The following is a 12,769-nucleotide window of genomic DNA, read 5'->3' on the forward strand; positions in this document are numbered from 1 at the left end:
ATCGCGGCCGGCGTCAGATCATGAATGAATGAACCCCTGCCTGCCCGGAGGAGACGTGGTGCCATCCCGATGAACCACCGGTGTCCGGCCGTTCTCGTCCACGGGTGGCGGAGCCATCCCGGTATCTGGAACCGCCTTGCCCCGGCGCTCACGGAGGCCGCGGTGCCCTTCTGGAGGTTCGACCATACGGGGCTGCAGGGCGCCGGGACGGAGACGATCGCTCTCGCTCTCCAGGACTACATCCACACAAAGCGGGAGGAGACCGGGTACGGCGGCCCGGTCGACATCGTCTGCCACTCGATGGGGACGTGCATCGCCCGGTACCTCCTCGAAGTCCTCGACGGAGTTGCACGGGAGGAGGATGTCCGGCAGCTCGTCGGGATCGGCCCCCCGAACAACGGTTCGGCCATGGCCGAACTCTTCAACGACCCCGAGCGGGGTCCCGAAGTGATCCGGCGGCTTGTCGGGGTATTTGTGCCGGAAGACTACGATCCCCGGGAGGATACCATCGTCCAGGAGTTCCGCCCCCGGAGCAGGACTGTTGCGGCGCTCCGCGACGCCGGAACCCGCGACGAGATCACTTACCGGATTGTCCTCGGCGCGAACCTCACCGCGACCCCGGCGTTCTTCCCGGCCTTCGCCGGCAAAACCTGGGAGTTCGGCCCGGACCGCGGGTGGCGGACGACGTATGCCGGCGACGGGATCGTTCCCCACTCCGACTCGTACCTCCCGGGTGCGCGGATGGACGTCCTCCCCGCGGACCCCGGTAACCTGGCCCGGCACCCGGAGCTCTACTGCCACACCATGCTGCCGAGAAACCCCGAGGTCGTCGCCCGCGTCAGGGACTACCTTTCTCTCTCTGCAGGGCCCGCCGTGCGGACTCCGCCCAGGCGCTGATCGCCCGTTCCAGCTCCTCGCCTGCCTTCCGTGCCCTCTGCTGGATATGCTCGTGCCCCTCGGACGTCCCGAAGAGGTGCTGGCCTGCGTTCACCACGTCGTTGACTGCCTTCCTGACCGACTCCGATGCCTCCTGCACCCGCTTCTCGACGGTAGGAGCGTCCGGTGCCGGCTCGGCCTCCGTTGCCGGTTCCTCCTCCGGTGCGGGGGCGGGGTCGACGACCCACCGCCCCTGTACAAAGCGACCTTCAGTCTCGCTCATATGCGTGGGTGTAGAACTCTCCGGAATAAAAACCTGGCTTTTTACACCGCCACCCCTCCCGGCGGGTGGATGCGCAGGTTCATCTACCCGGAAGACTACAGAGGATACGATATGATCAGGGCTGCCGCCATCGAGGCATGCGGGCGGGCTCTCTCCCCGGACACCTGCCGGTTTCGGGTTGCACGAGCCGTTGCGTTCGTGCTTCTCTTCCTCCTGGCCGTTCCGTTCCTCCTCGGCTCCGCCTTCGGTGTCTCCCCCGCGGCGGTCCTGGCCCTCATCGGATCGACCCTCCTCCTCCAGGCGGCCGCGGCCGTCGTCGGCCTCTCGCTCGGGCTGCACCCGGCGGTCGTTCTTCTCTTCCTGACGTCGGTGGCCGCTGCCGTCCTGATCGGCATCCTCGAGGTCTGCGACCTCTTCGCCGGGCGTTCCCGGATGATTCAGGGTCTTTTATCGAAGATCGATGCAAAGACGGGGAGTATCGATTACCTGAAACGCTACGGCGCCCTGATGCTGATCCCGGTCATCTGGATCCCCGGGATCGCCCTCTACGGAACCCCCGTTGTCGCGTGGGTCTTCCAGTACCCGCGGGCGGTCTCTCTCCTCTGCATGCTTGCCGGGTGGGCGATCGCGATCGTCGTGGTCATGGCGGCGACGATGGGGCTCGTCCGCCTGGCGTTCTGATCCCCGGGCCGGCAGGAAGGTTTTTTCCCGCCGGACACAAGAGATCGATACCCATGAACAGCGACCTGAAGGCAGCCGTCCTCGAGCGGTGCCGGAAGATGGAGATCCCGCTCGTCGGGATCGCGGGGACGGACCGGTGGGAGAACCCCCCGTTCCGGCCCTGGATGCCGGAGGAGTTCTACCCGCAGTCGATCTTTCCCGGGGCCCGGTCGGTGATCGTCATCGGCCTTCCCATCCATCTCCCGGTGCTCGAGACCTCCCCGTCGATCTACTACCACGAACTCTATAAGACCGTCAACACCCTGCTCGACCAGTACACCTACCGGCTCGCCTCCTTCCTCAATGACTGCGGCTACCCCTCGGTCTTCGTCCCCCGGGACGGCTACGGGAGCATCGAGGTGCTCCGGAAAAATCCCGTCGCCTTCTTCTCGCACCGCCACGCCGCCCTCCTCGCGGGGCTCGGGACCTTCGGCGTGAACAACACCCTCCTCACGCCGGAGTACGGCCCCCGGGTCAGGTTCGGCTCGGTCATCACCGCGGCGGACCTGCCGCCCGATCCGCTGCTCGCGGAGAACCTCTGCACCCGGTGCATGCTCTGCGTCGAGGCCTGCCCGGTGGGCGCGCTCGATGAGCGGGATTACCCCGAGGGCCTCACCGACAAGGCTGCCTGCGCGGAGAACAGCGCCGAACTCGCCCGGCGCCACATCTCGCCCTGCGGCATCTGCATAAAAGTCTGCCCGGTCGGGGAGGACCGGCGGCACTACGGCCGAAGCACCCTTGCAGCCGACGGTGATCCGCGCCACCGGCGTGCCAGGGAGCACGTGCAGAAGTACGGCGGGCTGTAAGCCCGCCAAAAAAGGGTTATTCTCTTCCCACTCTGCCCATCAACCGGTCCATTAACTCCGGCGCCCGGTCACGCATGCCGAACCCGACGATGATGGCGATCGCCGCACCGACGCCGATCCCGACTCCCCAGGCGATCGGGACGACGAAGACGTAGATGATCGAGAGGTCGAGCATGAGCTGCTGGAGCGCGAGGATGGCGACGACGAAGTAGAGGAACGCCCGCAGTAGCATCGCGATAAATCCGAAGCCCTGGATGCTCTGCACCTCCCCCACATTCTGGAGGAGATCCATCAGCCAGTCGATCAGGATGAACCCGATAACGAGGATCAGGATAAACGCAACGATGTTCGGGATGTACGCTACGATGGCCGCGACCGCCGCCGTCAGGGCCGGGATCTGCAGGACGCTGACTGCCGTGAGGATTGCGATGAGGTAGATGAACCAGCGGACGATGAGGTCGAAGAGGCGGCTTATACTCATCGTGGAACGTTCGATCTGCTGGCCGATCGATGTCTTCCGGAGCGCGTCGTCGACGCCGATCCGGTCGAGAACTTCGGCAACGACCCTTCCGAGGATACGCCCGAGGATCCAGCCGATGATCAGGATGACGATCGCTGCAATGAGGTTTGGCAGAAACAGAATGACATTACGGGCCAGTTCTTCAACCGGCTCAAACACCTGAGCCGAGAGGTCTCCATTTGTCATGGTATATCACCGGGGGAAGGATATGGGAGGTACTATATAAATCTTGATGTACCCGCCATCCGGGGAGCGCGGGGAGACCGTTGCAGGGGGAGTGCGAGCACGAGCGAACGTGAGCACCCGTCAGGTGCGAGTTGCGACGGTTCGTTAGAAACGACTTCCCCGCAGGGTGCGACGGGCCGTAGGGTGCGACTGCCGGAACGGCAGGAGCATGAGAAAACACGAAGCGTTTTCGGGGCCGGAGCTTGAGCCCCGCAGGGGAAGAGACGACTTATCAGAAGGGGGGGCGACGGAGAGGTTACTCCGGGACCCCGGCCCCCGCCGGAACCCGGGAGCGCCCGGTGTAGCGGTACATCAGCGCGAGGACCGCCGGCATGACGACGATTGCGCCCACGAGCGAGAACCCGACGGTGATGACCGTCACGATCCCGAAGTTGCTGATGATGTTGAATGTCGAGAGGGTGAGCGCCGAGAACCCGAAGACCGTCGTCAGCCCGGATACCGTGATGGCCGTCCCGATCTTCTGCACCGCGGTCTGGATGGCGTCGAGGAACTCCATGCCCCGGGCGAGTTCCTCCTCGCACCGTTCCATGATGAGGATGGTATACTCGGACGCGACGCCGATTGTCATCGACCCGAGGACGGCCGTCAGCGGCGTGTACTCGAGGCCGAGAAGATACATGATCGCGCCGTTCCAGCCCACGATGAAGACGATCGGGATGACCGGTGAGATGGCCCTGAATTTCCGGTAGACGAGGATCATGAACCCGAGGATGAAGGCGAACCCGAGCAGGGTCATGAAGGTTTTCGACTCGCTGATATCATCCATGAGGGCGGCGAACATCTCCAGCTGGCCGGTTATCTTCACCGTCACCCCGGCCGGCGGGTTGTTCCACACAGCATCGCTCTGCATCCTCCCGATGAGATCCCGGGCGACGCTCATCTCCATATTAACCGTCGAGAACTCGAGCACCGTCTCCATATTCCCGTTGAGGTGGCGTTTCAGGGTCGACTCCGGGATCCGGGCAATGACGCTGTCGACCTCTCTCTCGGTCGAGGGCAGCACTCCGTTGTTGTACTGCCGGACCAGAGTTGCGATACTCGTCACACCGGTGATCTTGTCGTTATGCTCCTGCTCGTAGACCCCGAATCGATCTATCCAGGCAAGCGTATCCGGGGAGAGGACGTCGTCCGCGATCACGACGACGGGGATGGTGCTCGTCGACCCCATCGTCCGGGTGATCTTCTCCAGATCCTGGAGGGCCGGCATATCGTCGGGAACAAACGTCTTTTCGTCCGCGCTGATAGGAACGCTCTGGTCGAGGTGGAAGCCTCCCGCCGCGACCACTGCAAAGAGCAGGATAACCGGGAGCGGGTACTTTGCGACGGTATAGGCCAGCCGGCCGAGGAAGCGGTCATACCGCTCGATGAAGGAGTTCCCGGACTTCGGGGTGGGGTTGGTGGTTTCGCCCTCCTTCTTCGGCCGGTAGCGGGTGGCGATTGCAAAGACCGGGACGATGACGAGCGCCGCGACGTAGCAGGAGACGACCCCTATGGTGCAGACGATGCCGAAGTCGCCGACCATCGGCACCGGCCCAAAGAGCATCGCGACGAACCCGAGCGCCGTCGCCGACATCGCGACCAGGACCGAGGGGCCCATCTGCGTGACGGTGGCCCATATGGCCTCCGGGATCGTGCCGCGCCGGATCTCCTCGTCGAATCGTGCGTGAAACTGGATCGCGTAATCGATCCCGATCCCGATGAGCACCGGGAACGCCCCGATCACCACCATGCTGACGGGAATACCGAAGAGGCCCATGAACCCGAAGGTCATGATGAGCCCGACGGCCACGATCCCGACGGGGAGGAGGCTGTAGCGGACGTGGGAGAAGAGGAGCATCACCGCGAGGACCATGAGAAGCATGGCCGCAAGGATCAGCACGCCCATCTGCCCCCCCATCTCCTCTTCCATCTCCTTTGAGAATGCCGGGTTTCCTGAGACCGTGACCGCGAGGCCCGGCGGGGGCTCCGATATGGCGATGGCGGACTCTATGTTCCCGAGGACCTGCATCTGGGCCTCCAGGGTGACGCCCGGCTCAAGCGCGATGACGCTGATCGTCATGAGATCCGAAGGCAGCATCCTCTCGACCATCTCAGGCGGGGCCTGCCCGATGATCCCGTCGATCTCTGCTTTAGATGACGGCAGGGTGCCGCCGTTCGCCTGTTTCAAGAGGTCGACGACGCCGGAGACGGTATCGACGTAGCGTTCGTTCCTGAGATCCTCCTGGAGATGGTCGATATACCTGAGGATCTCGGGGCTCCGGACGCTGTCCGCCTCATAGATGAGCATGATCGCGTCGGAGCCGTAGGTCTCGGTGTAGTGGCTCAGGAGTGCGCCGCGGGGGGTGGCTTTGTCGACGTAGGTGTCGTCGCCGGTCTGCATCGAGACCATCGAGAGCCCGAAGCATGCCAGGATGAAGATGGCGGCGGCGACCCCGGCGACGGTCCAGGTGTGGTTGTTGATGGCGGCGGCGAGCCATTCGTAGGGGTTCTTCATCGGCGCACCTCCTGTATGCTCGCCCCGTACTCGCCGATGATTGCCAGGGTCACCGCGTGGGCAATCTCACCGTCGTTCCTGCCGGCGGGTTCGATCCCGTACTCCCCGGCGGTGCGCCGGAGTTTTGCGGGGTCGAGGATCCGGTAGTCACAATCCCTCTCGCCGGATGTAATCGTTATCGTGAGAACGGACGAGAGCAGGGACGCTGTAGGCTCTTCGTCCATGGCGAGACGGTGGAGCAGGGCTACGGCCTCTCGGCAGTCTGCCGGGGGGATGAACCCCGCTTCGATCCAGACCTGGTCGGTCTCCTCTATATGCGGCACTTTGCGGGGTATGTTGCGGTTGGCCTGTCTTTTGTACGTCGATTCTTTGGAACACCGGCAGGATCCGGTGTTACAGGTGGTTGCGCAGTTCACGTCTCTCCTCGTTATAAATGGCTTGTCTGCTGGAGGTAGTGTTTTTGAGGGACAGGATATGAACCTGCTGCAACCCGGGCGGGGACCGGCACCGGAGTCCGGTTTCCCGGCAGGGTTCCCTGCAGCCGGTTCTCGAGCATCTCTCATATCGATCAATACTGGATTGCCCGCGGATTCAAGGTTCTCCCGTATATGTACGGTGTTTATAGGGGGCGACGTCCCACACGATGTATGCGCAAGATGACCGTCGAGGTCTGCCCGAAGGATCCGTTGATGGGCATGCCCGCCGACGCAGAGGTTCTCAACCGGGCAATGAAACCGATCCTGGAGAAGGTCGAGTCGATAAAAGTCGTCGATCTGCTTAAGGTAGACCTCGAACAGGGCAGGGAGATGGTGGTTGCCGACGTCACGATGAAGGAGGGATACACCGCGAGCGACCTTGAGCTCCCGGAAATTCTCGGTTCTCTTGAGGTGCTCAAGGCCGACGGCCGGACGTATACCTGTTTTCTCCGGATCGTCATCCGGGACGGGTTCCTGCTGGAGAAGATGCGCGAGTTCGACCTGGACGTCATCTGGACGGCTCCTATATACAAGTCCCGCGACCTGTTCGTTCACACCTGCATCGGCGATTCAGAGAACCTGAACAAAGTCCTCCGCCTGATGTCGACCTACGGCGAGGTCCGAAACGTCGTCTTCGAGGAGGCAACCTTCTCCGGGAACGGGCCGCTCTCAGTTCTCACCCCAAGACAGAGGGATCTGTTGCTCGCGGCAAAACAGTACGGCTACTACGAGTATCCCCGCAGGATCAACAGCCAGCAGCTCGCGGAGAAGGTGGGCATCAGCAAGACCACCGCGATCGAGCACCTGCGAAAGGCAGAGGTCCGGCTCATCTCCACGCTCCTTGCCGGTTACTGACGGCGCAATCCCCCGTTGCCCGGGAGGCTTACCGGGAGACGGGTGGTCCGGGCGCCGGTTCAGCCGCGCCCGAACCCCGGCCGTCCGTTGCTGCCGGATACGTTTCCGGGACATGCTGATGATGGCTCTCCCGGCTTTCGGAGGGTGGATACATCCGAGTATCTGTTCAGGTGGTATCGCTCTTTTATGCTGCTCTCGTTTGTCCTTGCCGGAACGGCCTTCTTCGAACCGACCGGGCGTTCCGAGACGTTTTGCGTGGAACCGGATCGCTGACGGCATGGATCTGGCCTCCGGCAGGAGGCTGCTCCGGTAAAGGGCAGTCTTGCGAGGAGAGTTGAACCCTCTCTCGCCGGTATATCCGTATCCCGTCGCAAACCATAAGTGTGTTGCAACCAAACAGAGGTGCAATGGTTGCCGAAATAGTTCCCGGGCTCCGGGCTCTCGGGATGAACGAATACGAGGCGAGCGTCTACTCCACGCTCGTCGGGCTGCAGAAGGCGACCGCGCGGGACATCCACGAAGCAAGCGGGGTTCCCCGGGGACGGATCTACGAGATCCTGAACGACCTGGCCCGGCGGGGTTTCATCGCGGTTGAGGAAGGCTCCCCCACCTCCTACTACGTGCTCGACATCGACGTGGTCTTCGACCGGCTCAAAGAAGACTACATCCGGACCCTCGACGAGATCCGCGAGGTGTTAAAGAGCCTCTCGGTCAAACCGCGTCTCCCTCCCGATTCGTTCTTCATCCTCAGGAGCGGCTGGGCAATCGAGAACCATATCGCCTCGCTCTTCCGCCGGGTAAAGAAGAGCATGGTGATCCTCTGCTACGATCCGGCGTTTCTCCGGAAGCACTATGCGGCCATAAAACCGCTCAAGCGCAGGATCGACCTCTACGTGGTCGTGCAAAAGAAGGAGGATTATGCCGCGATCAACCTCCCGATATACGAGGCCCGGGGTGCCGTGCTCGAACTCCTCGAGACCCCGGCGGTGAACGAGTCCGTAATGGGCCGGAGGAGAGATGAGTGCGCGATACTGGTCGACGGGCGCGACTTCTTCGTCATCGTCGCGGTGGGGTCCGGGCGGCACGCGGTGATCGGCTCGGATATGCCGATCATCGGTTACATGCAGAAGACGATCGTCGAGCGGCTTACCGGGGCGTGAGGGGGCGAAGGGCCCACCTCACCGGACCTCTGTTCCTTACGATCCCTCCGGGTTCGCGACCCGCCCTGCAAAGAGGATCGTGCCGGAATCCTCCTCGACGATGAGGAAGACGAACGGGTGGTCCGCCCGGAAGACGGGCGTGGTGTCCTCGCCGGGCGCAGCCTTCAGGTTCATGACGACGCCGGTCGCCGCCGCGGCCTCGGTGCCCTCCTCGCTCACGTCGACGAATGCCTTGTGAACGACCTCGCTGACGAAGAGCATATCCGTGCCGTCCATCCCCGAGAAGTCGGCATCGTAAGAGAATGCCGTCGGCATCCCCATCGCCGCAAGCGCCCGCAGGAGGCTGTACTCCGTCTCAAGCGTAAACTTCGGGAAGACGACCCTGACGCGCCGGTCAGTCATCGAATCCCGTAAGTCCGCGAGCGTCTCCGCGTCCAGCGCCTCCTCCGCAACCGTCAGGTTGTCTTCCCGCGGGAGGAGGACGAGCATCGAGAGTTCCGTTCCGTTTCCGTGCGCATACGGCATCTCGAGTACCTGGAGGGTCCCGGTCTCGGCATACCCGTAGATTGCATCCTCGTCCGTGCGGTGCATCATCGGTACCCGCACCGTCTCGCCCGGAGCAACCCGGAACTCTTCCTCCGTCGTCTCGGCGGGGTCGAACTGCTTGACCCAGGTCCCGTTGAAGTAGATCGCGTTCGTGATCACGAGCCGGGTCATCGAGTCGATCGAGCCGGGCGGCAGAAGGTCGCGAATCCTGTCCTCGGTCTTCTCCTCCACCCAGCGGTTGATGGTCTGCCGCGACGCCTCGGAGTCGCCGGCCAAGTCAAGGTTCGTGACATTCGCTCCGTACCACCGGGCGGCCGTATCGACGTACTCCGGGAGGAACGGGTAGGTCTCCTGCGCCCAGAGGGCGTTTGCGGAGCGGAGGGTGTAGTTCCGGTCTCCGTGGTTCAGGACGGCATCGAGCCCGGCGAACCCGGTTCTCCGGAGGCTCTCGTTCACCGGGAGGTGGAGCACCGATGCGATCTCGTCGGCGGTCGTGCCCCGGGCGCCCTCGTAGGTGATCGCGAGGGCCGTGGAGATGCTGTAAGGCGAGAAGAAGATGTTCTTGCCCGCGGATTCCGGGTCGCTTGCGAGGTGCCGGTAGAGGTCGGCCGCGAACCGGTTGTTCCCCGCCGAGACGTTGCCTGCACCTTCGGCAGCCGGGTCCGGGGTCTCCTGCCCGGCGGGAGGAGCCGACTGCCCGGACGTCGTTTGCGGCGTATCGATGCATCCGGGAGCGATGCAGCCGAGCACGATGAGGCCTGCGAGAAGCAGCAGGCCGATAATCCTTCTGTTCATGGTGTGCGGTATGGTGCCCCGGATAATTATACCTGGCGTTAACGACGAAGGTTTTCGAAGTCTTGCCTGATAGATGGTTCATTCTCTCAAAGCGGCACCTCTCCGGCGCGTCTTCTCGAGTTCCGCACGGTGTTTCGGGGTTCCTATCGGTGCGTGCCCCGGGATGGGTTTCCCTTCGGCATAGGCAAGGTAAATGGCACTGTTGATGAACCCGATATGGGTGAACGCCTGGGGGAAGTTGCCGAGGAACGTTCCTGTCGCCGTGTCGAACTGCTCGGGGTAGAGTCCCACGTGGTTTGCGCGCTCGACCATCTGCTCAAAGAGCGTTCGTGCCTCACCGACCCGGCCGGAGAGCGCGAGAACGTCGATGAGCCAGAACGTGCAGAGCCCGAACGCCCCCTCCTTACCCCGGAGGCCGTCTTCAGCCAGGTACCGGTAGACAAGCCCGTTCTCCGTGAGACCGGCAATCGTCGCATCGATAGTCCCGGCCACCCGTTCGTCGTCGAACGGAAGAAGTTCGAGGAGCGGGATGCGGAGGTTGGCCGCATCCAGTTCTTTCGACCCGTACGACTGGACGAACGCGCCCGTCTCTGCGTCGTAACCCTGTTCAAGCACCTGCCGCCTGATCGCGACGGCGTTTCGCGCCCACCGGTTCCTGTCCCCCCGGAGGCCGTATCGGTCGGCGAGATGGGTCGCCCGGTCGAGCGCCACCCAGAGCATCACCTTCGAGTAGACGTAGTGGCGCGGCTCGCCCCGGATCTCCCATATGCCGTAGTCCGGCTCTCTCCAGATGCTGCACGCCTCGTCGGCAACCCTGGAAAGGAACGCCGTTTCCTCCCCGGAGGGCCTGTACCCTCGCCGGTAAAGTTCGTATGCGGTGTTGAGGAGCTCGCCGTAGATCTCGAGCTGCAGCTGGCCGGCGGCGCCGTTCCCGATCCTGACCGGCCGCGAGCCCCGGTATCCCTCGAGGTGAGAGAGTTCTTCCTCGTCGAGTTCGGACCACCCGTGAGTGCCGTACATGATCCGGAGTCCGCGCCCTTCCCCGACGTACATCTCCGAGACCCGTTCCATCCAGGAGAGGAGTTCGACGGCCTCCTTCTCGTGCCCGAGAGCGATCAGCGCCTGCGCCGTCATAGCCGAGTCACGAATCCAGGCGAAGCGATAATCCCAGTTCCGTACCCCGCCGATCTCCTCGGGGAGGGATGTCGTCGGTGCGGCGGTGATCGCTCCCGTCGCCGCGTTCGTCAGCAGTTTGAGGGCGAGTTCCGACCTGACGAGCAGCGGGAGCAGGCCGTCCGCCCACTCTTCGTTGTGGAGGGGTTCGCTCCCGTGCACCCACGCCCGCCAGATCTCCGCGGTCTTCTCTACGATGGCCTCTGCCCGCTCCGGCACGTAGGTCAAATCTTCGGTTCCCCACCGTGCTATCAGGACACGCCGTTCTCCCGCCTGCATCGGGAACGTCGCCCGGAGGGTGTGCCCGCCCTCCTCCCCGGCCACCCCGCCCTCTTCCATGCCGAAGAGCGCCATGTCGTCCCTTCCGTCGGTTGCCAGCCAGCCGTCCGGAATCCGTTCGATATCGGTCGTCCCCCTGGCGTAATCGAACCGGGGCGACCACTCCACCGCTACCTCCACGGTGCCGTCCTCGCAGTCGAGGATGCGGTAGAGTTCGGGCGGGGCGAACGACCCTCCGCGTCCTCTGATGCTCCCGAAGAGCGGCATCAGGTCGGTCACCACGAGCGTCCCCGCTTCATCGGAGAACCCGGTCACGAGGACGTTGGTGTCCTCGACGTAGCGCTGTCTTCCCCGTTCTACCCCCGGGACGGAGACCCGGAACCTGCCGCCGAGCCGGGTATCGAGCAGTGCGGCAAAGACGCTTGCCCGGTCGAGGTAGGGGTAGCAGCACCAGTCGATCGAACCGTCCTTCCCGACGAGCGCCGCCGTCCGGAGGTTCCCGATGACGGCGTAGTCGGCGATGGGTTTGTAGCCTTCGTCCCGCATACGGTCACCCGGTCAGTGCAGGGAGAACCTCGCGCCCGAAATCTTCGATGAACGCTTCCTGGTTCCGGTTCACGTTGTGCAGGTAGAGGTGCGAAAAACCGAGTTCGATATCGTCTTTGAGCCACCGGACGTGCTCCGCCGGGTCCGCCGAGACCCGGATCTTCTCAAAGACCTTTGCGGGTTCGGCGAACTCGCCCATCGCCTCGAACTCTCCCGGCTCCCGGAGGGTCTCGAGCACCGTCGCCGGAAAGACGTTCGCCCGCCACTGGTCCCATGCGCCGGTTCGCGCCTCGTCGTCGTCCCGCGCGTAGGAGAGGTCCACCTTGAGGTATATCGGTTTTCCCTCCCCGCCCCCGCGCCGGAACGCCCTGGAAACCTCTGCGAGTTCGTATTTCGGCATCGCGACGGTGATGAGGCCGTCCGCCCATCCGCCGACCCATTCTGCGGTGGCGGCCGTCAGGGCGGCGCCGATAAGAAGCGGCGCCTCGGCCGGCCGGGTGTAGAGGCGGGCGGAAACGGTGCGAACCGGGGCGTCGGCCGTGACCGTCTCCCCCGCCCAGAGCCTTCGGATGATGGTGGCGGCAGCGAGGAGCCGGTCGTTTCGTTCCCGCTTCTCCGGCCAGGCCTCACCCGCGATGCTCTCGTTGAGAGCCTGGCCGCTCCCGACGGCGACGAAGAACCGGCCGGGAAACATCTCCGCAAGGGTCGCCGCCGCCTGTGCGACGATCGCCGGGTGGTAGCGGTAGCCCGGCGCACATACCACCCCTGCCGGAAGAGCGGTCGCCTGGAGCGCCGCGCCGAGCCACGACCACGCAAACCCGCTCTCCCCCTGGGCGGGGGTCCAGGGGTTGAAGTGGTCGGAGGAGAGTATGCCGCGAAACCCGGCGGCTTCGGCCTTTCGTGCGAGGCTAAGGAGCATGCCCGGTGGAAATTGTTCGTGGGATGCGTGGTAGCCGATCATCGTCTCCTGTTTCATGCTGTTGCATCTCCGCTC

Annotated in this window: 12 protein-coding genes; 5 read left to right on the forward strand and 7 right to left on the reverse strand. The window is 63.8% G+C overall.

Annotated elements, in window-relative coordinates:
* Window positions 1-24: 24 nt before the first annotated feature.
* The gene (locus SZ63_RS01260; protein WP_241481215.1) at window positions 25-897 is read left to right on the forward strand and encodes a lipase family alpha/beta hydrolase; all 873 of its coding nucleotides are present in this window, start codon (window positions 25-27) and stop codon (window positions 895-897) included.
* On the opposite strand, the gene SZ63_RS01265 is transcribed toward SZ63_RS01260, so the two are convergent.
* Entirely contained in the window at window positions 839-1,159 is a 321-nt protein-coding gene (locus tag SZ63_RS01265) for a hypothetical protein (protein ID WP_048179856.1), read from the reverse strand. The genes SZ63_RS01260 and SZ63_RS01265 overlap by 59 nt on opposite strands.
* A gap of 69 nt (window positions 1,160-1,228) precedes the next feature.
* Between SZ63_RS01265 and SZ63_RS01270 the strand changes: the two genes are divergently transcribed.
* Window positions 1,229-1,840: a hypothetical protein gene (locus tag SZ63_RS01270; RefSeq protein ID WP_048179860.1), complete on the forward strand. Its 612-nt coding sequence runs from the start codon at window positions 1,229-1,231 to the stop codon at window positions 1,838-1,840.
* Between the two features lie 53 nt (window positions 1,841-1,893).
* A complete protein-coding gene (locus tag SZ63_RS01275; protein ID WP_048179862.1) occupies window positions 1,894-2,685 on the forward strand; it encodes a 4Fe-4S binding protein in 792 nt (263 codons plus the stop codon).
* A 16-nt stretch (window positions 2,686-2,701) separates the two neighbouring features.
* On the opposite strand, the gene SZ63_RS01280 is transcribed toward SZ63_RS01275, so the two are convergent.
* The 3 genes from SZ63_RS01280 to SZ63_RS13150 form a co-directional block, all read right to left on the reverse strand.
* A complete protein-coding gene (locus SZ63_RS01280) occupies window positions 2,702-3,391 on the reverse strand; it encodes a mechanosensitive ion channel family protein (RefSeq protein ID WP_048179865.1) in 690 nt (229 codons plus the stop codon).
* A gap of 295 nt (window positions 3,392-3,686) precedes the next feature.
* A complete protein-coding gene (locus tag SZ63_RS01285; protein ID WP_048179867.1) occupies window positions 3,687-5,945 on the reverse strand; it encodes an efflux RND transporter permease subunit in 2,259 nt (752 codons plus the stop codon).
* Complete coding sequence (locus SZ63_RS13150) at window positions 5,942-6,268, reverse strand: hypothetical protein (RefSeq protein ID WP_241481216.1); 327 nt, start codon at window positions 6,266-6,268, stop codon at window positions 5,942-5,944. Before SZ63_RS13150 ends, SZ63_RS01285 begins: the two co-directional genes overlap by 4 nt.
* Window positions 6,269-6,592: 324 nt before the next feature.
* On the opposite strand from SZ63_RS13150, the gene SZ63_RS01295 reads away from it, so the two are divergent.
* Window positions 6,593-7,276, forward strand: coding sequence for a helix-turn-helix domain-containing protein (locus SZ63_RS01295; protein ID WP_241481217.1), 684 nt, complete (start codon window positions 6,593-6,595; stop codon window positions 7,274-7,276).
* 407 nt (window positions 7,277-7,683) lie between these two features.
* Window positions 7,684-8,436, forward strand: coding sequence for a TrmB family transcriptional regulator (locus tag SZ63_RS01300; RefSeq protein WP_048179870.1), 753 nt, complete (start codon window positions 7,684-7,686; stop codon window positions 8,434-8,436).
* A 36-nt stretch (window positions 8,437-8,472) separates the two neighbouring features.
* Here SZ63_RS01300 and SZ63_RS01305 read toward each other — a convergent pair whose 3' ends face one another.
* The 3 genes from SZ63_RS01305 to SZ63_RS01315 form a co-directional block, all read right to left on the reverse strand.
* A complete protein-coding gene (locus SZ63_RS01305) occupies window positions 8,473-9,777 on the reverse strand; it encodes a serpin family protein (protein ID WP_048179872.1) in 1,305 nt (434 codons plus the stop codon).
* Between the two features lie 78 nt (window positions 9,778-9,855).
* Window positions 9,856-11,775 carry a glycoside hydrolase family 15 protein gene (locus SZ63_RS01310; RefSeq protein ID WP_052959027.1) on the reverse strand — a complete coding sequence of 640 codons (1,920 nt, stop codon included), beginning with the start codon at window positions 11,773-11,775 and terminating at the stop codon, window positions 9,856-9,858.
* A 4-nt stretch (window positions 11,776-11,779) separates the two neighbouring features.
* Window positions 11,780-12,751, reverse strand: a complete 972-nt coding sequence (locus SZ63_RS01315; RefSeq protein WP_082122597.1) for a TIGR03885 family FMN-dependent LLM class oxidoreductase — start codon at window positions 12,749-12,751, stop codon at window positions 11,780-11,782.
* Window positions 12,752-12,769: the final 18 nt, after the last annotated feature.

This window comes from Methanoculleus sediminis, assembly GCF_001017125.1.
GTDB classification, from domain to species: Archaea; Halobacteriota; Methanomicrobia; order Methanomicrobiales; family Methanoculleaceae; genus Methanoculleus; species Methanoculleus sediminis.